Here is a 21544-nt window from a genome sequence, read left to right on the forward strand (position 1 = left end):
GTTGCGTGCTGAAAATCGGTTTGACGGGCGGCATCGCCTCGGGGAAGTCAGTGGTCGCCTCCCGCCTCGCCCATCTTGGGGCGGTGCTGGTTGACGCTGACGCCCTGGCCCGGGAGGTGCTGGAGCCAGGCACGCCAGGACTGGCCGCCGTCGTTGAGGCCTTCGGCAGTGGAATGTTGAATGGCGGGGGACGGCTGGACCGGGCAAAACTTGGTGCCGTGGTCTTCGGCAACCCGGAGCGGCTGGCCGTATTGAACGGCATCGTCCATCCGTTGGTGCGCCAGGCGGCGGCGGGCCTCGTGGCGGCCGCTCCCGACGGTGCCGTAGTGGTCCAGGATATTCCGCTGCTGGTGGAGACCGGCCAGGGGAGCGACTTCCACCTGGTTATGGTGGTGGATGCCCCGGACGAGGTCCGGATCCGGCGGATGCTGGACCACCGCCGCATGTCAGCGGACGAGGCCAGGTCACGAATGGCCGCGCAGGCTCCGCGCGATGAACGGCTCGCCGCTGCCGACGTGGTGCTGGACAACTCCGGCTCCATGGACGGACTGCTGGCGCAGGTGGATGCACTCTGGGGGGAGCGGCTGGCCCCGTTCGCCCGCAATCTCCTGACGCAGACGCCCGCTGACCGCCCAGGCGGACCGGTCCTGCACGCGCCTACCTCCGAGTGGCCGCGGACCGCGGAACGGCTGATCACCAGGATCCTCGCCGCGCTCCGGAAGGACGCGCCGGATGGGACGCCTCCAGTCCTCGGGGTGGATCACATCGGCTCAACGTCGGTCCCTGGCCTGGACGCGAAGGATGTTCTGGATCTGCAGGTGACAGTACTGGCGTTGGCTGCGGCGGGACCGCTGGAGCCCGTCCTGGCCGCCGCCGGATATCCCCGCGTGCACGCCATCACGGCGGATACGCCCAAGCCAACCCTGCCGGACACCACTGCCTGGGCGAAACGGTTACACGCCAGCGCCGATCCCGGCCGGGCAGTCAACCTGCATATCAGGGCCGCCGGGTCTCCCGGCTGGCGCTTCACCCTCTGTTTCCGGGACTGGCTCCGGGCCGATCCGGACGCTGCGGCGGATTATGTCGCCCTGAAACGCCGCCTTGCGGATCTTCACGCCACCGACCCCTCCACGGCCGCCTACGCCGCCGCCAAAGAGGCTTGGTTCGCCGCGGCGGAAGAGCCAATGGAGCAGTGGGCCAAACGCTCGGGGTGGGCCCCGCCGTCGTACCCGTCCTGACCGGCTAACCTGCACGGCTGGTCTCCGTCCATCCCGGTGTTCGCCGGTAACTGACCGGGCTGTCACTGTCGGTCCCCGGTTGTAGATTAGATGCATGAGCCTTGCCCAGGAGATCAACCGTGTCGTAGCGCCGTTTGAAGTCATCAGCGAGTTCCAGCCGGCGGGTGACCAGCCTGCCGCCATCGCCGAGCTGACGGACCGCATCAAGAACGGCGAAAAGGACGTGGTCCTGCTCGGCGCCACCGGTACCGGTAAGAGCGCCACCACGGCGTGGCTCATCGAACAGGTCCAGCGCCCCACCCTGGTGATGGTGCAGAACAAGACACTCGCCGCCCAGCTGGCCAATGAGTTCCGGGAACTGCTGCCCAACAATGCCGTGGAGTACTTCGTCTCCTACTACGACTACTACCAACCGGAAGCCTACGTTCCGCAGACGGACACCTTCATCGAGAAGGACTCCTCCGTCAATGAGGAGGTGGAGCGGCTGCGGCACTCGGCCACCAACGCCCTCCTGACCCGCAGGGACGTGATCGTTGTCGCCACCGTGTCCTGCATCTACGGCCTCGGTACGCCGGAGGAATACATCGCCGGTATGGTCACGCTCCGCAAAGGCCAGCAGATGAACCGGGACCATCTCCTGCGCAAGTTTGTGTCCATGCAGTACACCCGCAATGACATGGACTTCCACCGCGGGACCTTCCGCGTCCGCGGCGATACCGTAGAGATCATCCCCATGTATGAGGAACTGGCGCTGCGCATCGAGTTCTTCGGGGACGAAGTAGAGAACATCTACACCCTGCACCCTGTCACCGGGGAAGTCATCCGGGACGAAACCGAAATGTACGTCTTCCCTGCGTCCCACTACGTCGCGGGACCTGAACGGATGGGACGCGCCATCAAGGCCATCGAGGACGAGCTCGCCGAACGGCTGGCGGTGCTGGAAGGCCAAAACAAGCTTGTGGAGGCACAGCGCCTGCGGATGCGCACCACGTATGACCTCGAAATGATGCAGCAGATGGGCTTCTGCAACGGCATCGAAAACTATTCCCGGCACATCGACGGCCGGCCCGGAGGAAGCGCCCCGCACTGCCTCATCGATTACTTCCCCGATGACTTCCTGCTGGTCATCGACGAATCCCATGTGACGGTTCCGCAGATCGGAGCCATGTATGAAGGTGACATGTCCCGGAAGCGGACCCTCGTGGACCACGGCTTCAGGCTTCCCTCAGCCATGGACAACCGGCCGCTGAAGTGGGACGAGTTCCTGGAGCGCGTCGGCCAGACCGTCTACCTGTCCGCGACGCCTGGGAAGTACGAACTCGGCAAGGCTGACGGTTTCGTCCAGCAGATCATCCGGCCCACCGGCCTGATCGACCCCGAAGTGGTGGTCAAGCCCACCAAAGGACAGATCGATGACCTCCTGGGCGAGATCCGGACACGGGTGGAAAAGGACGAGCGCATCCTGGTCACCACGCTCACCAAGCGGATGGCGGAGGACCTCACCGATTACCTGCTGGGCCACGGCATCAAGGTGCAGTACCTGCACTCGGATGTGGATACCCTGCGGCGCGTGGAGTTGCTGCGTGAACTGCGGATGGGCAGTTTTGACGTGCTGGTGGGCATCAACCTGCTCCGTGAAGGCCTGGACCTGCCGGAGGTGTCACTGGTCAGTATCCTGGACGCCGACAAGGAAGGCTTCCTGCGTTCTGCCACCTCCCTGATCCAGACGATTGGCCGCGCAGCGCGAAACGTGTCCGGCCAGGTCCACATGTACGCTGACCGCATCACCGACTCCATGGCCAAGGCGATCGACGAAACCAACAGGCGCCGCGCCATCCAGGTGGCCTACAACACCGAAAACGGTGTGGATCCGCAGCCGCTCCGGAAGAAGATCGCGGACATCACGGACCAGCTGGCCCGGGAGGACGCCGATACCCAGGAACTGCTCAGCAACAACCGGCTGGCCAAGGGCGCCAAACGGGGGAAGTCCACAGCAAAGGGCGCTGCCCAGGTCCGCGCAGACGGCCTGGCAGCAGCTCCGGCCGAGGACCTTGTGGGCCTGATCGAACAGCTCACCGAGCAGATGCATGGCGCAGCCGCCGAACTTCAGTTCGAGGTGGCCGCCCGGATCCGTGATGAAGTCAGCGATCTGAAGAAGGAACTCCGCCAAATGCAGGCTGCCGGGCACGCCTGAACCACCGCGCCGGGGAACGGCGCGGAGCGCGGATCATCACTGCTGGTACAGTTAACGTCACGTAGGGGAGTATCCCGAGCGCTACGATCGTCAACACGTCAGGCACAGTTGCCCGGCCGGGCGTAGCGGGCCGCCGTTTCAGCACCACGTGCGCAGGCTGCCGGAGAGACTTACAACGCATCTTTGTACCCTACGAAAGGTATCTCTGTGCTCGAACTTCCCGTCTGGTTCGAAGTCGGCTCATTCGTCGTCCTCGGCCTCATCCTCGCTCTTGACCTTCTACTGGTGCTCCGCCGCCCACATGAGCCTTCCATGAAGGAAGCCGGCCTGTGGGTGGCTTTTTACGTGGCTTTGGCCATGGTCTTTGCGGGCGCCATGTTCATGTTCACCGGCCCGGAGTATGGCGGGCAGTTCCTTGCCGGCTGGGTCACCGAGTACAGCCTCAGCATCGACAACCTTTTTGTTTTCATCATCATCATGGCCCGGTTCTCAGTACCCCGTAAGTACCAGCAGGAAGTGCTGATGGTGGGCATCATTATTGCGCTGATCCTCCGCGGAATCTTCATCCTGCTGGGCGCCATGGTCATCGAGCAGTTCAGCTGGGTCTTCTACATCTTCGGTGCCTTCCTGCTGTGGACAGCCTGGAAGCAGGCCCAGGATGAGGGCGAAGACGAAGAGGACCGGGAAAACCCGATCATCGAGAAGCTCCGCAAGGTGATTCCGATGTCGGAGAAGTTCGACGGCGGCAAGCTGCGCACGGTGGTGGACGGCAAAAAGGTCTTCACCCCGATGCTCATCGTTTTCGTCACTATCGGCATGACCGACCTGCTGTTCGCCGTGGACTCGATCCCCGCGATCTTCGGTCTGACCCAGAGTGCCTTCATTGTCTTCACCGCGAACATCTTCGCGCTCATGGGCCTCCGCCAGCTCTACTTCCTGCTGGGCGGACTGATGAACCGGCTCATCTACCTCAAGCACGCGCTCTCGGTGATCCTCGCCTTCATCGGGGTCAAGCTGGTCCTGCACGCGATGCACGTCAACGAACTCCCGTTCATCAATGGCGGCCAGCATATCGAGTGGGCTCCGGAGATCCCCACCTTTGTATCCCTGGGTGTGATCATCGGCACGATCGTCATCGCCGTGATTGCCAGCCTGGTCAGTTCCAAGGCAAAGGCGGCCCACCTGGATCCCCGCCTTGAGGAAGATGCCAAGAAGAGCCTCAGGGACTCTGACCTCACCGACGCCGAATAGCACCCCCTTCTCCACCGCATATACCAGCAATCCCGGCCGCAGAGCGGCCGGGATTTTTGGCTTAACACTGGCACTGTAGGACCCCGCAGCCGAGGACTATGCTCAGACCATGGCCCGCACCCTGAATACCGAAATCGGAGTGCGCCAGGTGCAAAGGCGCACCGTGGCGCTGCTGAGCGCGGCCCAGGTCCTGGGCGGCATTGGAACGGGAGCAACGGTATCCGTCGGGTCCCTCCTTGCCGTGGACCTGTCGGGCTCCACTGCCTGGGCAGGGGCGGTGGCAACCATCATGACTCTGGGCGCTGCGCTGGTGGCGCTTCCCCTTGCCTCGCTGGCCGACCGCCGGGGGCGGCGGGTTGGCCAGGTCGCGGGGCTGTCTGCCGCTGTCGGAGGAGCTTTCCTGATCGTACTGTCGGTTGTGACCGGGCTTTTCGTCCTGCTGTTGGTGGGGGCAGCCGGCATCGGTGTGGGTGCCGCCGCCAGCCTGCAGGCACGCTTTGCCGCGGTGGACCTCGCCGATGCCGAACACCGCGGGCGGGCGTTGTCGTCAGTGGTGTGGGCGGTCACCGTGGGTGCGGTGGCCGGACCCAACCTGATCCAGCCCGGAGCCGTCGTCGGACAGGCCCTGGGCCTGCCCCCCATGGCTGGTCCGTTCGTGATTTCCGGTGCTGGTCTGGTGTTGGCCACCGTCCTGCTTTTTGCCGGGCTAAGGCCTGACCCCCTCCTGCTCGCACGCGAGCTCGCCGCCCGGCAGGCCAACGGTACTGACACTGGCACGCCGCAGCCGCCGGGAAACCTGCAGGCGGCTGCGCCCCGTCCTGCCTTCGGAAGTTCACTCGTCCGCGGGCTGCGGGCGATTCGGCAGTCCAGGGCGGCTGTCCTGGCACTGGCAGCTGTTGTGGGAGCCCACGCCATCATGGTGGGAGTCATGTCCATGACGCCGCTGCATCTGCAGGAACTCGTGGCAGGGCCGGGAGCCTCCCACGCCGGCCACACTGCCTCAGGCGATGTCCTGGTCATTATCGGCTTCACGATCTCCCTGCATATCGCAGGCATGTTTGCGCTGTCACCGGTCATGGGCTTGCTGACAGATAAAGCAGGCCGGACCGAGACCATCGTCCTGGGGTTTATCACGCTCATGGCTGCTGTTGCTGTTGCCGGGTTCGGGCAGGCATCAACGGCTGCCGTGGCCACCGGGCTGGTCCTGCTGGGAATAGGCTGGTCCGCGTCGACCATCGCCGGTTCCACCCTGCTGGCGGAAAGCGTGGGCCAGGAATCACGGGTTGTTGTCCAGGGCGTTTCCGACATGATGATGGGGATCGCAGGAGCGGTCGGCGGGGCCACCTCCGGGCTCATCCTCAGTTGGACGGGCTACCTCGGGCTGAACCTTGCCGGCGGCGTGGTGGGGGCGGCCGTGCTGGCTGCGGCCCTGGTGACACTTGTAGCACACCGCCGTCAGCCACTGGCCGGCTAGCCAACCTGGCAGGCCAGTCAACCTTGCCGGGCAGACGGCCGACGAGCCTCAGGGGAGCGGGGTAGTCCAATGGCTATGCTCAGACGGTGACTTCTTCTACCGCAGCGGCGCTGGACCCCCACCGGGTCCAGCGCCGTACTGTCCTGGTTCTTAGCCTTGCCCAGCTGCTTAGCGGGATCGGCAGTGGCGCAAGCCTGTCCGTCGGCTCCCTCCTCGCCGTCCAGCTCTCCGGCTCCAATGCCTGGGCAGGCTCGGTGACCACCGTGATGACCCTGGCGACTGCGCTTGCCGCCATGCCGCTGGCAGGACTTGCCGAACGGCGCGGCCGCCGGATTGGGCTCCTGACAGGTGTCCTGTCCGGAATGCTGGGGGCGATTCTGGTCATCGCGGCAACGGTGTCGGGGTTCTTTCCGGTGCTCCTGGCCGGAGCCGCCCTCCTGGGGCTGGCCACTGCGGCAAACCTCCAGGCCCGGTTTGCCGCGGTTGACCTGGCGGATCCGGAGCACCGGGGCCGTTCCCTTGCCATTGTTGTCTGGGCTGTCACCGCCGGAGCGGTGGCGGGCCCCAACCTGATCAGGCCTGGCGCTGTTGTGGGTGAGGCCATGGGACTGCCAGGCATCGCCGGCCCCTTTGTTTTCTCCACCGTGGGACTCGCGTTGGCGGCCCTCCTCCTGCTGGTTGCTCTGCGCCCGGATCCGTTGCTCCATGCCCTGGCCATCAGGCGGGCTGCTGGCGGCGGCGCCGATGCCGTCATCCCGGGCCCCCGCCGGGGTTCACTCCGCCGCGGGCTTGCCGCCATCCGGTCCTCGCCGCAGGCCGGCCTGGCGCTGCTGGCCGTCGTTGCAGCCCACGCCTGCATGGCAGCGGTGATGTCCATGACGCCGCTGCATCTTCAACTCCTGAGCGAAGGACCGCTGGCCTCCCATGGTGCCGGCCACGCCCACACCGCCAGTACGGACGTCTTTGTGCTGATAGGCTTCACCATTTCGCTGCACATCGCAGGGATGTATGCACTGTCTCCGGTGATGGGGTGGCTGACCGACCGTGCAGGCAGGGTTCCCGTCATCATCGGCGGGCACGGCCTGATCCTGGCGGCGGCATGCTGTGCAGGGTTTGGCGCCGGACAGCCCATCCTCGTCACCACCGGATTGGTGCTCCTGGGACTGGGCTGGTCTGCCGCCACCATCGCCGGCTCCACCATGCTGGCGGAGAGTGTCAGCGTCGATTCCCGGGTCCTGGTCCAGGGCGTTTCGGACACCCTGATGAGCGGGGCCGGAGCAATTGGTGCCGGTTTCTCGGGCGTGGTGATGAGCTGGATCGGCTACCAGGGGCTGAACATGTTTGCGGTGGCCGTTGCTGCCCTGGTGATGGCCGTGCTGGCTGCGGATTTCCGCAGCCGGGGGACGGCCAGCCCCTTAGCGGCGGGCTGAGCGGACCATGCCCAGCAGGCGGCCGAAGATCGCCTCGCCGTCGTCCGAAATCCCGTCGTGGTGGAAGTCGGCCGTCTCCCAGACCTGCAGTCCCCTGACCGCTGCAGCGGTCTCCAGCGACAGGTCGCGGTCCACGTAGATGTCGTCACGGTAGACGGCCGCGGCAACGGGCACCGTGTTGGCCGCAAGCCGGGAGGAACTGTAGAGCGGCTTCCAGTCCTTCTTGGCCGCTACCAGTTCCGCCACTTTTTGCAGCGGACGCAAGGCCGGGTCCTGGTCGAAGTACCACGGGTAGACCATTTCGCCGGTCAGCAGCAGGGGTTCTGCTTCCGGCCTGAATTCCGGATACTCCTGGAGCACCCGCCAGGCGGACCAGTCGGTCGCCTGGCCCTGACCATAGATTGACTCGTGCATCAGGGCATAGAGCGGGTTCGACTGCCGGGATACGATTCCCTGCATCTGTTCCAGGAAAGCGTCCGAGAGCCGGGTACCATCTGGTGTCTCGGTGAAAGCGTCCTCCAGCAAAAAGTGGAGTCCGTCCACCCGGGTGTTTCCGCCCAGGAAGGCTCCGGCCATCTGGAACCGCTCCACGGTGAGCTGCCCGCCGTCGGGAAGGACCTCGGGTACCTGACGCAGGTGGGCGGCGATCCGCTCCACTGTGGTGCGGTCCTCGGGATACCACGTGAAGTACTCGTCGTTCCGCGCGGCTACCCGCCGGAAGGTGGCCCGGTAGACGTCGTCGGCCGTGCCAGAGAGGGGCGCCAAGCCTCCCGTGATGAGCGCCTCCTTAACGCCCCCGGGGGCGAAGGACAGGTAACTGAGTGCGCAAAAACCGCCGTAGCTTTGGCCGTAGATAGTCCAGGGTCCTGAGCCTAGGGCCAGGCGGATGAGCTCGGCGTCGGCGACGATGGAATCGGCCCGGAAGTGCTCAAGGTACGCGGCCTGCTGCTCTGGTGTGCCCCGAAGCGGCAGGGTATTCCGGTCGATGGGCGAGGAGAGCCCGGTCCCGCGCTGATCGAGCATCAGGATCCGGAAGTCCTTGGCGGCCGCTTTGCTCCAGCCGCCCAGCGAGGCAAGCCTGGGCCCGCGGCCTCCCGGGCCGCCCTGGAGGAACAGCAGCCACGGCAGGCTCTGCGCCTCAGCCTCGGTGTGGGCAGCCGATACGTACTCGCGTGCGAAGACAGTGATGGTTTCCGGACCTGACCCTGTCTGCCGGTCAGGGCGCACCGCATCGTGCCCGAAATGGTCCAGGGGAACGGTGAAATAGTGCTCTGCCGTGCGCATGCCGCGGAACTCGTGGCGGGCCCGGACCGTGTGGGCTACAGGGCCGGCGGCCCGCACCGCAGCCCGTGCGGCCTTAGCCATGGACAGACACGGGGCGGGTGCTGCCGAAGTGTTCCAGCGCATCTCCGGTCAGCCGGAACGTGGACCAGCCGTCCATGGGGAACGCACCGAGGTTCCGGTAGAAATTGATGGACGGTTCGTTCCAGTCCAGGACGCTCCACTCCACCCGTGCATAACCGTTTTCGACGGCGGTGGCCGCAAGGTGCTGCAGCAGCGCCTTGCCATGGCCCTCGCCCCGCGCCTCCGGGCTGACGTAAAGGTCCTCCAGGTAGATGCCGTGAACGCCTTCCCAGGTGGAGTAGTTCAGGAACCAGAGTGCGAATCCCTGGACGTCGCCGGCCTCATTCTCGGCCATCGTGGCGAACACCCGCGGATTCTCGCCGAACAGCGCCTCCGCAAGCTTCCCCGGGGTGTTCCGGACGGCGTCCGGTTCCTTCTCATAGATGGCCAAATCATGGATCATGCGCAGGATCGTGGGGACGTCTTGAACTGTTGCGGGGCGGATTACACTCATGGTTCGAGTTTACTAGCGACCTCAGAGCCGGTTGACGTCGGTCACGCGGACTACGGCCGTACCCGTTTCGTCAGACGCGGCCAGATCCACCACAGCCGAAATTCCCCAGTCATGGTTCTTTCCGGGATCGTCAAAGATCTGGCGTACTTTCCACTGCCCGGGCTCTTCGGTGATGATCAGCAGCTCCGGCCCGCGGGCGTCAGGGCCGGTGCCGATGTCGTTATGTTCGTCGAAGTAGTCGTCCAGGACGTCCTCCCAGCGGTCAGCGTCCCAGCCGGCGCCGCCGTCGAGTTCTTCCAGGGCGGTTGCGTTCTCATCCGCGAAGAGTTCCACCCGCCGGAACATCTCGTTGCGGACCATCACCCGGAAGGCCCGGACGTTGGACGTCAGTGAAGGGGGAGGAGGCGGCGGGGCGTCATGCGGAGTGGGCGCGGCGCCGGAGGTCAGTTCCTCCCATTCATCCAGCAAACTCGAATCGACCTGCCTCACCAATTCACCCAGCCAGGCGATCAGATCCTCGAGGTCCTCCCGGAGCAGGTCCTGCGGCACTGTCTGGCGGAGCGCCTTGAAACAGTCCGCGAGGTAGCGCAGGACAATTCCCTCGGAGCGGGCCAGGCCGTAGAACTGGACGAATTCGCCAAAGTTCATGGCCCGTTCATACATGTCACGGACCACGGACTTGGGGGCCAGCTCGAAGTCGCCCACCCAGGGCGCGGCCTTGCGGTAGACCTCAAAGGCCTCGCCCAGGATTTCGGCCAGAGGCTGCGGATACGTCACCTCCTCCAGCATCGCCATCCGCTGGTCGTACTCGATACCGTCAGCCTTCATGGCAGCGATTGCCTCACCGCGGGCCTTTTTCTGCTGGGCGGAGAGAATCTGCCGGGGTTTTTCCAGGGTCGCTTCGATCACGGACACCACGTCCAATGCGTACGACGCCGAGTCCGGATCCAGCAGTTCCAGTGCTGCCAGCGCAAACGGGGAAAGCGGCTGGTTCAGCGCAAAGTTCGGTTGCAGATGGACTGTCAGCCGCACGCTGCGGCCATCCGCGCCCTGCTGCTCCAGCGGGATGCGCTCCACCACTTCGGCCGCCAGCAGTTCCCGATAGATCCCCAGTGCCTTTTTCATCAGCTGCAGCTGGGAGGACCGTGGCTCATGGTTCTCCGTCAGCAGCCGCCGTGCGGCGGTGAAGGGGTCACCAGGCCGCTCCATCAGGTTCATCAGCATCGAATGGGTGACGCTGAAGCTGGAAGTCAGCGGATCCGGGACCGATTCCACCAGGCGCTTAAAAGTCGGTTCGCCCCAAGAGACAAATCCTTCGGGAGGTTTCTTCTTCACCACCTGGCGAAGCTTCTTCTGGTCGTCGCCGAATTTGGCCGTGGCCTTGGCCATCGCTTTGACGTTCTCTGTCACGTGCTCGGGGGCCTGGACCACAACGGTTCCGGCAGTGTCATAGCCGGCGCGGCCGGCGCGCCCCGCAATCTGGTGGAACTCCCGGGAGTTAAGCAGGCGGGTACGGACGCCGTCGTACTTGCTCAGGGCCGTGAGCAGGACGGTGCGGATGGGCACGTTGATACCCACGCCCAGGGTGTCGGTCCCGCAGATAACCTTCAGCAGGCCCGCCTGGGCGAGCTGCTCCACCAGCCTCCGGTATTTGGGAAGCATCCCTGCATGGTGGACGCCGATACCGTGCCGCACCAGCCGGTTGAGGGTTTTCCCGAACCCCGCGGCGAAACGGAAGTTGGCGATCAGCTCCGCGATCTTGTCTTTTTCCTCACGGGTGCAGACGTTGATGCTCATCAGGTTCTGGGCGCGGTCAATGGCTTCGATCTGGCTGAAATGCACCACATAGACCGGCACCTGGCGCGTCGAGAGGAGCTCTTCAAGCGTCTCGTGCACAGGCGTCTGGTGGTAGTAGTAGTGCAGCGGGATGGGCCGTTCCGCTGAACTCACGGTTGTGGTGGGACGGCCGGTGAGCCCGGTGATGCCTTCCTCGAACCGGCTGACGTCGCCCAGCGTCGCGGACATCAGGAGGAACTGGGCCTGCGGGAGTTCCAGCAGCGGAACCTGCCACGCCCAGCCGCGCTGCGGATCGGAGTAGAAGTGGAACTCGTCCATAATGACGGCTCCCAGGTCGGCGCCGGCGCCTTCCCGGAGAGCTATGTTGGCCAGGATCTCGGCTGTACAGCAGATGATCGGGGCATCCTGGTTAACCCCGGAATCGCCCGTGATCATACCGACGTTTTCAGCCCCGAAAATGTCGCACAGCGCAAAGAATTTCTCCGACACCAGGGCCTTGATGGGCGCCGTGTAGTAGCTTCGCTGCCCGCGGGACATGGCCTGGAAATGGGCGGCTATCGCAACAAGCGACTTCCCCGAGCCCGTCGGGGTAGCCAGGATGACGTTGGCGCCGGTGGCCAACTCCATAATGGCTTCGTCCTGTGCCGCATACAGGGCAAGTCCGCGGCTGTCAGTCCACTCAAGGAATTGTGTGTACAAAGCGTCAGGATCGATGCCCGCTCCGGAAAGGCTTGGAACGGACAGGACGGGCAGCTGGTCAACGAGTTTCATTGATTTCCAGCTTAGTGCCCAGCCGGTGCCGCAGTTTGTGGGAGCTCGGGGTTAGGCTCGCCCTACCGGACACAGCACCAGACCGTGGAGATAAATGTGAAGTGGGACCCTTCAAGGTATGTTCAGTTCGGCGACTACCGGGACCGGCCATTTTTTGATCTGACCGGCCGGATCCACACCCAGAACCCGCATGAGGTGGTGGACCTCGGATGCGGGCCGGGGAACCTCACCGCAACCCTGGCCCGCCGTTGGCCCCACGCCAAGGTGCTGGGGCTGGATTCGTCCGCCGAGATGCTGGCCAGGGCGGCAGCGGAAGCCCGTGAGGAACCCCGGCTGCGCTTCGAGTTCGAGGATATTGCCGAGTGGATGCCGTCGCCCACTACGGACGTGGTGGTCTCCAACGCGGCGCTGCAGTGGGTTCCCGGCCATCAGGACCTGCTGGCCCGGTGGCTTGACCGGCTGAAACCGGGCGCGTGGTTCGCCATGCAGGTCCCCGGCAACTTCAATGCACCGTCCCATGTCCTGATGCGGGAACTGGCTTCGACTCCCCGCTGGAAACCAAAGCTGGAAGGCGTGCTGCGTGGCGGGGAGTCGGTGGGGGAGCCCGCCGACTACCTCGAAATCATGCTTGACGCGAACTGTAGGGCTGACAGCTGGGAAACCAGTTACCTGCAACTCCTCACAGGCACTGATCCAGTACTGGCGTGGGTGCGGGGAACGGCTTTGCGGCCGGTCCTTGCTGCACTTCCTGCCGAGGAGGCACTCGCCTTCGAGGCCGAGTATGCAGCGGCGCTCTCGACGGCATACCCGGGAACCAAGCACGGCACTGTGTTTCCGTTCCGGAGGATTTTCGCCGTGGCACGGAAGAAAGGCTGACGGCCAAACTCCATTCGATATATGTTCTCTACAGGTGTGTCACGCGCCATGACGAACATTGGAATGTGATGGGGCTTACAATGGCGAAGCGGCCATGGGGAGGCGTCCGGCCAGGCCGCGACGGGCCTCCCGAACAGTTTCTGGAGGTGTGGTGCTTTTCGGGATGATGATCCGGCTGTTGGCTGGCCACAAGGCAACCGTCATGGCGATTGTCCTCCTCCAGCTGCTCCAGACTGCCGGCAACCTCCTGCTTCCCACCGTGAATGCGGCCATCATTGACGATGGAATCGTGGCCGGGGACACGCCGGTGATCCTGCGCCTGGGCTCGGTGATGACTGCCATTGCGGCTGTCCAGGCGGGAGCGGCCATCGCCGCGGGATACCTCGGTGCCATGGTGGCCATGAAGCTCGGGCACCAGCTTCGTGCCGAGCTCTTTGGCAAAATCCAGACCCTGTCATCCCAGGAGGTGGCTGCGTTCGGCACCCAGAGCCTGGTCACGCGGGCCACCAACGATACCCAGCAGATCCAGTCATTCGCCGTTTTAGTGTTCACCATGCTTATTGCGGCGCCCGTCATGGGAGTGGGCGGTGTATTGCTGGCCCTGCATCAGGACGTAGTGCTCTCGGCGGTGGTCATCATCATCGTGCCGGTGCTGCTCCTGATCATGTACCTGATCGTTCGGCGCCTCGTGCCGCTGTACCGGGAAGGGCAGGACCTGCTTGACCGCACCGGGGCCGTGCTGCGTGAACAGATTATTGGAGCCAACGTGATCCGGGCCTTTGTCCGGCAGGATCATGAGACCCGGCGATTCGCCCGGACAAACGCCAGCCTTACAGGAAACAATCTGCAATCAGCCCTCGTGGTGGCTGGGATGTTGCCGCTGATCATGATCGTGGTGAACCTCTCATCGGTGGCAGTTGTGTGGTTTGGCGGACACCGGGTGCAGAACGGTGAGATGGAGATCGGCGCCTTAACGGCGTTTGTTGCCTACATCCTGCAGATTCTGCTGGCCATCATGATGGCAATGTATGTGCTCATGACGGCTCCCCGTGCCGCAGCCTGCGCCGAGCGGATCCGGACCGTCCTGGACGCCGAGCCCATGGTGAGGGACGGTGCCGACCGTCGGGACGGGGACCTGGTTTTCGACGGCGGCAGCGTTTCGTTCCGCAATGTCAGCTTCTCCTACCCCGGCGCGGAAGCCCCGGTTCTGGAAAACATCAGCTTCACTGCCCGGCCCGGCACCACCACTGCCATCGTGGGGTCCACGGGCAGCGGAAAATCGACCCTTCTGAACCTGATTCCCCGGTTTATGGATTCCACCGGCGGACTCATCACCGTAGGCGGCCGGGATGTCCGGGCCGTCCCCCTTGACTTGCTGCGCAGGCAGATGTCCGTAGTGCCGCAGCGCTCCCACCTGTTCACGGGCACAGTCGCCGACAACCTGCGGATCGCTGCACCGGCAGCGACGGATGCCGAATTATGGGAGGCGCTGGACATTGCCCAGGCATCGGGCTTTGTACGCCAACTGCCACTGGGCCTGCAGACGGCCGTGGGACAAGGCGGAACAAATCTCTCCGGCGGCCAGCGCCAACGGCTCTGCATTGCCCGGGCGCTGCTTCGTCCGGCTTCCCTGTACCTCTTCGACGACAGCTTCTCCGCCCTGGACTACGACACCGATGCCCGGCTGAGGGACGCACTGGAAGCCGCCCTGCACCTGGCGGTGGTCATCGTCGTGGCGGAACGCATCGCCACCGTGGAGGGCGCCGGGCTGATTCTGGTGCTCGACGACGGCCGCCTCGTGGCACAGGGCACCCACCTTGAGCTGCTGGCGGCCTCCGCCACATACCGCGAAATCGCGGAATCACAGCTTGCCCTGGAGGACACCCTGTGAAGACTGTGACGGCGCCGGTGGCGGCAGACGCGGCTCCGGGATTGTTCTGGCCCACGTCCCGCCGCCTGCTCGGCCTGCTGACGCCGTACCGATGGCATATGCTGACAGCCATCGTGGCAACCTGCGGGTTTGCCGGCCTCAACGTTGCCGCACCAAAGTACCTGGGAGACGCCACCGACGTTGTGGTGGACGGCGTGTTTGACGGCGTCCTCAACGGGCAGAGGCTGGGGGGCCTGCTGACCGGCGTGGCGCTGATGTACGTCGGAGCGTCGCTGTTCAACTGGGTCCAGGGCTCGCTGACAGCGAGTTCAGTTCATGGCCTTATGTACCGCCTGCGGGCCTCCCTGGAGGACAAGCTGCACAGACTGCCGTCAACGTACTTCCAGGAACAGTCCCGCGGTGATGTCCTCAGCCGGGCCACGAATGACATCGACAACATTTCCCAGGCGCTCAACCAGATCCTGACCCAGTTGATCATGTCCGTCCTGATGCTCTGTGGTGCCTTGGCCATGATGCTCTGGATTTCCCCGCTCCTGGCCGGCCTCGCCCTGGCGTTTGTCCCGTTGTCCATGCTGATCACTGTCCTGGTGGCCCGCCGGTCCCAGGCGCAGTTCGCACGCCAATGGACCGAAACGGGGGAACTGAACGCGCACGTGGAGGAGTTCGTGAGCGGCCATGAGGTGATCAAGGCCTTCGGCTACCAGGAACAGGCAGCGGCAGTCTTTGCTGCGAGTAACGACAGGCTGGCCCGGGCGGCGGCGAAGGCGCAGTATTCATCCGGCATGGTGCAGCCGCTGATGGTGCTGGTGGGCAACCTTAATTACATCGCGGTGGCAGTGGTCGGCGCCCTGCAGGTTACCGCGGGCGCCATGACCATTGGCGGTATCCAGGCCTTCATCCAGTTCAGCCGGCTTTTTACCCAGCCCGTCGGACAGATTGGCGGCATGCTGAACGTTATCCAGTCGTGCGCGGCGTCGGCAGGACGGGTTTTCGCGCTCCTTGACGCGGACGAAATTCCGCCCGAACCACTGAGAATGCGCACACCACCGGAGGCGGGCGGACCCATTGTTTTTGACGACGTCACCTTTGGGTACCAGCCATCCGTCGCCGTCGTCCGTAACCTGTCGTTTACTGTGGCGCCCGGACAGACAGTGGCAATTGTCGGGCACACCGGAGCGGGCAAAACCACCGTCGTCAACCTTCTGATGCGTTTTTATGAAATCGACACGGGCCGGATCACCATGGGCGGGACGGATATTGCCACCATGCCACGGGACACCCTGCGGGCTGAATTCGGGGTGGTGCTCCAGGACGCCTGGCTGTTCGCCGGCAGCATCCGGGAGAACATCGCTTACGCCCGGCCAGGGGCAACTGACGCGGACATTGTGGCCGCAGCAGAAGGAAGCCACGTAGACCATTTCGTCAGGTCGCTCCCGGCAGGATATGACACCATGCTGGACAACGGCGGAGACCCGCTCAGCCAGGGTCAGCGCCAGCTGATCACTATTGCCCGGGCCCAGCTCGCGGGCCGCAGCGTCCTGGTCCTGGATGAGGCCACCAGCTCCGTGGACTCCCGGACCGAACTCCTGATCCGCCAGGCCATGCGCCGGCTGCGGCAGGGGAGGACCAGTTTTGTTATCGCCCACCGTTTGTCCACAGTCCGTGACGCTGATCTAATCTTGGTCATGGATCATGGACGCATCATGGAGCAGGGAACCCACACTGCGTTGCTGGCAGCCAACAGCTATTACTCCAGGCTTTACAACGCCCAGTTCGCCGGCCGTACGGAAAAACCAGATGTCCTGGAGGCCGGGCTATGAGTGCCGGGAACAGCTTTCCGGGGAGCTGGAAGCCCAACCAGGCCAGCACGGTGGCGCTGTTCGAACAGTTGCGGCTGCACGTCATCAAACTGGCGGACAGCGGAGTACTGCCACCGGGTACACGGCTTCCCGCAGTGCGGGCCCTGGCCGAACGGCTGGATGTGGCCCCGCACACTGTGGCCCGGGCCTACAAGGAACTTGAGGCGGCAGGCGTGGTGGCCACCCGCGGGAGAAACGGCACGGTGGTCTGCGCGCGGGATGAACGGTGGAACGCACTCTCCGCTGCGGCTGCGGCATACGCGGGAGCAGCCAAGGCCCAGGGTGCCTCGTTCGCCGAGGCGGTTCAGCTGCTGGCCGCGGCATACGACGACTAAGGGATGCCACGTGGATATTCGAAGAAGTTTTCGATTAGCATTAGTGGGTGCCTAAAGCCGTAGCTGAAGAAACAGCAGTCGAACCCGCTCCCGCCACCGCAGCCCGGATCCCCGTCAAGCCCGCGCGTCCGGACCTGTCACGCCTGGTTGTCAAGGGCGCGCGCGAGCACAATCTGCGCAACGTGGACCTCGACCTGCCCCGCGACGCCATGATCGTCTTCACAGGCCTGTCCGGTTCCGGCAAGTCTTCCCTTGCCTTTGACACCATCTTCGCCGAGGGACAGCGGCGCTACGTTGAGTCCCTTTCCGCCTACGCGCGTCAGTTCCTGGGCCAGGTGGATAAACCTGACGTTGACTTCATCGAGGGACTGTCCCCGGCCGTGTCCATCGACCAGAAATCAACCAGTAAGAACCCGCGTTCCACCGTTGGCACCATCACGGAAATTTACGACTACATGCGCCTGCTCTGGGCGCGCGTGGGGCGTCCGCACTGCCCGGTCTGTGGTGAGCCCGTGATCAAGCAGACCCCCCAGCAGATTGTGGACCAGCTGCTGGAGCTCGAGGAGGGAACACGTTTCCAGATCCTCGCCCCGGTGGTCCGGGGACGAAAAGGCGAATTCGTGGACCTCTTCAAGGAGCTGACCGCCAAGGGCTACTCCCGTGCCAGGGTGGATGGCGAGCTGGTCCAGCTCAGTGACGCCCCCAAGCTGGGCAAGCAGTTTAAGCACACCATTGAGGTGGTGGTTGACCGCCTGGTGGTTAAGGAAGGCATCAGCCAGCGCCTTACCGATTCCATCGAAACCGCGCTGTCCCTCGCCGAGGGCCGGGTGCTGGCAGATTTTGTCGACCTCGACGCCGACGATCCCGCCCGGCTGCGCGCTTTCTCCGAAAACCTTGCCTGCCCCAACGAACACCCGCTGGCCATCGATGAGATCGAGCCCCGCTCATTCTCCTTCAACAACCCCTTCGGCGCCTGTGCGGCCTGCAGCGGCATCGGCACCAAGCTGGAGGTGGACGAGGAACTGATTGTCCCTAATTCGGAGCTGTCACTGGCGGAAGGGGCCATTGCCCCCTGGTCCCTGGGGACCGCCACCACTGAGTACTGGAACAGGCTGCTCGAGGGCCTGGCGAAGGAACTTGGGTTTTCCATGGACACCCCCTGGGAGGAGCTGGGCAACGACGTCCGCCAGACCGTGCTGCACGGGAAGGATCACAAGGTGGTGGTCCAGTACCGTAACCGCTTTGGCCGGGAACGGAAGTACAGCACAGGCTTTGAAGGCGCCATCCAGTACGTCCACCGGAAACATGGCGAGACAGACTCCGACTGGGCCCGGGACCGCTACGAAGAATACATGCGGCAGATCCCTTGCCCCGCCTGCAACGGCGCCCGGCTGAACCCGGCGTCGCTGTCCGTCCTGATCAACGGAAAGTCGATTGCCGACGTCGCGGCCTTGCCCATGCGGACCTGCGCGGACTTCCTGAACAACCTGGTGCTTACCGGCCGGGAGGCCCAGATTGCGCACCAGGTCCTGAAGGAGATCCAGGCACGCCTGACGTTCCTCCTTGACGTGGGCCTGGAGTACCTGAACCTCGAACGGCCCTCCGCCACCCTGTCGGGGGGCGAGGCTCAGCGAATCCGGCTGGCAACCCAGATCGGTTCCGGCCTGGTGGGAGTCCTGTACGTCCTGGATGAGCCGTCCATCGGGCTGCACCAGCGCGATAACCGCCGGCTCATCGAGACACTCACCCGGCTCCGCGACATGGGAAACACCCTCATCGTGGTGGAGCACGACGAAGACACCATCCACGAGGCCGACTGGATTGTGGACATCGGACCGGGCGCAGGCGAGCACGGTGGGGAGGTAGTGCACTCGGGCTCCTACCAGGACCTGCTGAAGAACCGCGCCTCCCTGACCGGCGACTACCTGTCGGGACGAAAGAAAATCGACATCCCCAAGAAGCGGCGCAAATACGACAAAAAGCGTGAACTCAAAGTGGTGGGGGCCCGCGAGAACAACCTGATTAATGTCGATGCGGCTTTCCCGCTGGGGCTCTTCACGGCGGTGACCGGCGTGAGCGGCTCCGGTAAATCCACCCTTGTCAACGAAATCCTTTACAAGGTGCTGGCCAACAAGCTCAACGGTGCCAAGCAGGTCGCCGGACGGCACAAGTCCGTTCAGGGCCTTGAGCACCTGGACAAGGTGGTCCACGTTGACCAAAGCCCCATCGGGCGCACCCCCCGGTCCAACCCGGCCACGTACACAGGCGTCTTCGACAACATCCGTAAGCTCTTCGCCGAGACCACTGAAGCCAAGGTGCGCGGCTATCTGCCCGGCCGGTTCTCCTTCAACGTCAAGGGCGGGCGCTGCGAAGCCTGCTCCGGCGACGGCACACTGAAGATTGAGATGAACTTCCTCCCCGACGTCTACGTGCCCTGCGAGGTCTGCCATGGCGCGCGCTACAACCGGGAGACGCTTGAGGTGCACTACAAAGGCAAGACCATCGCCGATGTATTGAACATGCCCATCGAAGAGGGCGCCGAATTCTTCGCGGCCTTTTCGCCTATCGCCCGGCACCTGAACACCCTGGTGGACGTAGGGCTGGGCTATGTGCGCCTGGGACAGCCTGCCACCACCCTGTCCGGCGGAGAAGCCCAGCGCGTCAAGTTGGCGGCTGAACTCCAAAAGCGGTCCAACGGCCGCAGCGTCTACGTTCTGGACGAGCCAACCACCGGCCTCCACTTTGAGGACATCCGCAAGCTGCTGCTGGTCCTCCAGGGCCTGGTGGACAAGGGCAACACGGTCATCACCATCGAGCACAATCTCGACGTCATCAAGAGCGCTGACTGGATCGTGGATCTTGGTCCTGACGGCGGCTCCGGAGGCGGGCAGATTGTCGCCACGGGAACCCCTGAACAGGTGGCAAAATCCGAGGAAAGCCACACCGCCGCCTTCCTGGCCGAGATTCTGGGCTAGCGGCGCCGCGGTTGCCCGCCATTCCCTGAGGCAGTCAAGGAAGTCTTCCTTGAATGCTCCAAGATGTATTCCCAGATGTATTCCAAGAGGAGAATGCGAGTTTCAGGGTTCACTGGTGTCATGAGAAACTAAGCCGGTGACTCAAACAACAGTGCCCGTGATCTTTGACCTGGACGGCACTCTTGTCGATCCTGCAGGCGGAATTACAGACGGAATTGCAAGTGCCCTTCGGAAGCTGGCACTCCCCGTTCCCAGCCAGGACCTGCTGGACGCGATGATCGGCCCGAAACTGAGCGACTCCCTGTTGAACGTCGCCATGGTTCCAGCGGACCTGCTTGATGATGCCATCCGCCTCTACCGGCAGTACTACGTCACCACGGGCATCGGCCAGGGACGGCTGTACCCGGGAATCATGGACGTCCTGGACAGCTTCGCATCGGCAGGCCGGCCCGTAGCCGTGGCAACCCAGAAACCCGAAGGCCTGGCGCGGACGGTCCTTGAGCACCACGGGATAGCGGGCATGTTCCAGTCCATCCGGGGCTCCGCGCACGACGAATCCGCCGGGGCTGCCGGCCCCGTGGGGAAAACAGGCATTATTGCCGCCGCCCTCCGGGACCTTTCCACCCACCACGCGGTGATGGTGGGGGACCGCGCACAGGACGTGGCCGGCGCCATCGCCAACGGGCTTGACTGCATCGGCGTGAACTGGGGTTTCGCTCCAAACGGCGAACTGCAGGATGCGGGGGCCATCATGCTGGTGGATACCGCCGCGGACCTTGTGGCCGCCATCGAACGGTTGGAAGCCATCCACGCAGCAGCCATGAGCGAGGTGCAAAACGATGGCACTCTTTGATGCGGTCCGCTGGACCACCCGAACCCTGATCTCCGGCTCCTGCCGGCCCACCGTCGTCGGCCTTGAAAACGTGCCCACGGACGGCGCATTTATCGTCGCGCCCAATCACCTTTCGTTTTTTGACAGCGTTATTGTCCAGGCCCTGATGCCGCGCCCCGTGGCCTTCTTCGCGAAGGCAGAGTACTTCAACACCGGCGGCATCAAGGGCAAGGTCATGAAGTCCTTCTTCGAGTCCGTCGGCTCCATCCCGGTGGAACGCGGCGAGCAGGCGGCCAGCGTACAGGCCCTCAAGACGCTCCTGGACATCCTTGAATCGGGCAAGGGCATCGGCATCTACCCCGAGGGCACCCGCTCCCGCGACGGTATCCTCTACCGTGGCCGGACCGGCGTTGGCTGGCTGGCCCTGACCACGGGCGCCCCCGTGGTGCCCGTCGGGCTAATCGGCACCGAGAACCTGCAGCCTGCCGGGGAGAAGGGCTTCAAGCCGCAGCATTTCACCATGAAGGTGGGGTCACCCTTGTACTTCGACAAGACAGGCCCGGACCATTCCCTTCCGGCCCGGCGCGAGGTGACGGACCGGATCATGGACGCCATCGCTGAACTCAGCGGCCAGGACCGTTCCACGACCTACAACCAGAGCAAGGCATTGGACTAGAGCAAGGCAGTGGATTAGCAGTGGCGGTTCGCGGCTAAGGCAGCCGGTGGTGGCACTGACGCCCCCGCAGCCTCAGTAGACTGGGAA

15 protein-coding genes are annotated in these 21544 nt (G+C 64.2%); 12 read left to right on the plus strand and 3 right to left on the minus strand.

Going from position 1 to position 21544, the window contains the following annotated elements:
- The first annotated feature begins 5 nt into the window (after positions 1-5).
- From coaE to M1E17_RS12365, 5 genes are all read left to right on the plus strand, one after another.
- The gene (coaE, locus tag M1E17_RS12345) at positions 6-1238 is read left to right on the plus strand and encodes a dephospho-CoA kinase (protein WP_457962337.1); all 1233 of its coding nucleotides are present in this window, start codon (positions 6-8) and stop codon (positions 1236-1238) included.
- 94 nt (positions 1239-1332) lie between these two features.
- Positions 1333-3432 carry an excinuclease ABC subunit UvrB gene (uvrB, locus tag M1E17_RS12350; protein ID WP_457962338.1) on the plus strand — a complete coding sequence of 700 codons (2100 nt, stop codon included), beginning with the start codon at positions 1333-1335 and terminating at the stop codon, positions 3430-3432.
- A 207-nt stretch (positions 3433-3639) separates the two neighbouring features.
- Positions 3640-4683, plus strand: a complete 1044-nt coding sequence (locus M1E17_RS12355; RefSeq protein ID WP_457962339.1) for a TerC family protein — start codon at positions 3640-3642, stop codon at positions 4681-4683.
- A gap of 109 nt (positions 4684-4792) precedes the next feature.
- Positions 4793-6157 carry an MFS transporter gene (locus M1E17_RS12360; protein WP_457962340.1) on the plus strand — a complete coding sequence of 455 codons (1365 nt, stop codon included), beginning with the start codon at positions 4793-4795 and terminating at the stop codon, positions 6155-6157.
- An 86-nt stretch (positions 6158-6243) separates the two neighbouring features.
- A complete protein-coding gene (locus tag M1E17_RS12365; RefSeq protein ID WP_457962341.1) occupies positions 6244-7587 on the plus strand; it encodes an MFS transporter in 1344 nt (447 codons plus the stop codon).
- Here the strand turns inward: M1E17_RS12365 and M1E17_RS12370 are convergent.
- The 3 genes from M1E17_RS12370 to M1E17_RS12380 are packed head-to-tail and all read right to left on the minus strand — an operon-like array spanning position 7573 to position 12013.
- Positions 7573-8952 carry an alpha/beta fold hydrolase gene (locus tag M1E17_RS12370; RefSeq protein ID WP_457962342.1) on the minus strand — a complete coding sequence of 460 codons (1380 nt, stop codon included), beginning with the start codon at positions 8950-8952 and terminating at the stop codon, positions 7573-7575. The genes M1E17_RS12365 and M1E17_RS12370 overlap by 15 nt on opposite strands.
- A complete protein-coding gene (locus M1E17_RS12375) occupies positions 8945-9445 on the minus strand; it encodes an N-acetyltransferase family protein (RefSeq protein ID WP_457962343.1) in 501 nt (166 codons plus the stop codon). The genes M1E17_RS12370 and M1E17_RS12375 overlap by 8 nt, the downstream gene beginning before the upstream one ends.
- Positions 9446-9466: 21 nt before the next feature.
- Positions 9467-12013: a DEAD/DEAH box helicase gene (locus M1E17_RS12380; RefSeq protein ID WP_457962344.1), complete on the minus strand. Its 2547-nt coding sequence runs from the start codon at positions 12011-12013 to the stop codon at positions 9467-9469.
- 96 nt (positions 12014-12109) lie between these two features.
- Between M1E17_RS12380 and M1E17_RS12385 the strand changes: the two genes are divergently transcribed.
- The 7 genes from M1E17_RS12385 to M1E17_RS12415 all read left to right on the plus strand — a co-directional run bounded on the left by M1E17_RS12385 (position 12110) and on the right by M1E17_RS12415 (position 21457).
- Complete coding sequence (locus M1E17_RS12385; protein ID WP_457962345.1) at positions 12110-12889, plus strand: trans-aconitate 2-methyltransferase; 780 nt, start codon at positions 12110-12112, stop codon at positions 12887-12889.
- Positions 12890-13091: 202 nt separating this feature from the next.
- The gene (locus tag M1E17_RS12390; protein WP_457962346.1) at positions 13092-14780 is read left to right on the plus strand and encodes an ABC transporter ATP-binding protein; all 1689 of its coding nucleotides are present in this window, start codon (positions 13092-13094) and stop codon (positions 14778-14780) included.
- Positions 14781-14785: 5 nt separating this feature from the next.
- Positions 14786-16600, plus strand: a complete 1815-nt coding sequence (locus M1E17_RS12395; RefSeq protein ID WP_457967736.1) for an ABC transporter ATP-binding protein — start codon at positions 14786-14788, stop codon at positions 16598-16600.
- The gene (locus M1E17_RS12400) at positions 16597-16974 is read left to right on the plus strand and encodes a GntR family transcriptional regulator (protein WP_457962347.1); all 378 of its coding nucleotides are present in this window, start codon (positions 16597-16599) and stop codon (positions 16972-16974) included. Before M1E17_RS12395 ends, M1E17_RS12400 begins: the two co-directional genes overlap by 4 nt.
- A 47-nt stretch (positions 16975-17021) precedes the next feature.
- On the plus strand, positions 17022-19949 hold the full coding sequence (gene uvrA, locus M1E17_RS12405) for an excinuclease ABC subunit UvrA (RefSeq protein WP_457962348.1): 2928 nt from the start codon (positions 17022-17024) through the stop codon (positions 19947-19949).
- A gap of 136 nt (positions 19950-20085) precedes the next feature.
- Positions 20086-20802 (plus strand): HAD hydrolase-like protein, encoded by a 717-nt coding sequence (locus tag M1E17_RS12410; RefSeq protein ID WP_457962349.1) that lies wholly within the window; start codon positions 20086-20088, stop codon positions 20800-20802.
- Positions 20789-21457 carry a lysophospholipid acyltransferase family protein gene (locus M1E17_RS12415; RefSeq protein WP_457962350.1) on the plus strand — a complete coding sequence of 223 codons (669 nt, stop codon included), beginning with the start codon at positions 20789-20791 and terminating at the stop codon, positions 21455-21457. The genes M1E17_RS12410 and M1E17_RS12415 overlap by 14 nt, the downstream gene beginning before the upstream one ends.
- Positions 21458-21544 lie beyond the last annotated feature (87 nt).

Source organism: Arthrobacter sp. D1-29, assembly GCF_054130585.1.

Coding starts and splice junctions, on each gene's coding strand:
- uvrB (WP_457962338.1), top strand. CDS start 1,333: ATGAGCCTTGCCCAGGAGATCAACCGTGTCGTAGCGCCGTTTGAAGTC.
- M1E17_RS12380 (WP_457962344.1), bottom strand. CDS start 12,013: ATGAAACTCGTTGACCAGCTGCCCGTCCTGTCCGTTCCAAGCCTTTCC.
- M1E17_RS12375 (WP_457962343.1), bottom strand. CDS start 9,445: ATGAGTGTAATCCGCCCCGCAACAGTTCAAGACGTCCCCACGATCCTG.
- M1E17_RS12400 (WP_457962347.1), top strand. CDS start 16,597: ATGAGTGCCGGGAACAGCTTTCCGGGGAGCTGGAAGCCCAACCAGGCC.
- M1E17_RS12390 (WP_457962346.1), top strand. CDS start 13,092: ATGGCGATTGTCCTCCTCCAGCTGCTCCAGACTGCCGGCAACCTCCTG.
- M1E17_RS12360 (WP_457962340.1), top strand. CDS start 4,793: ATGGCCCGCACCCTGAATACCGAAATCGGAGTGCGCCAGGTGCAAAGG.
- M1E17_RS12370 (WP_457962342.1), bottom strand. CDS start 8,952: ATGGCTAAGGCCGCACGGGCTGCGGTGCGGGCCGCCGGCCCTGTAGCC.
- M1E17_RS12415 (WP_457962350.1), top strand. CDS start 20,789: ATGGCACTCTTTGATGCGGTCCGCTGGACCACCCGAACCCTGATCTCC.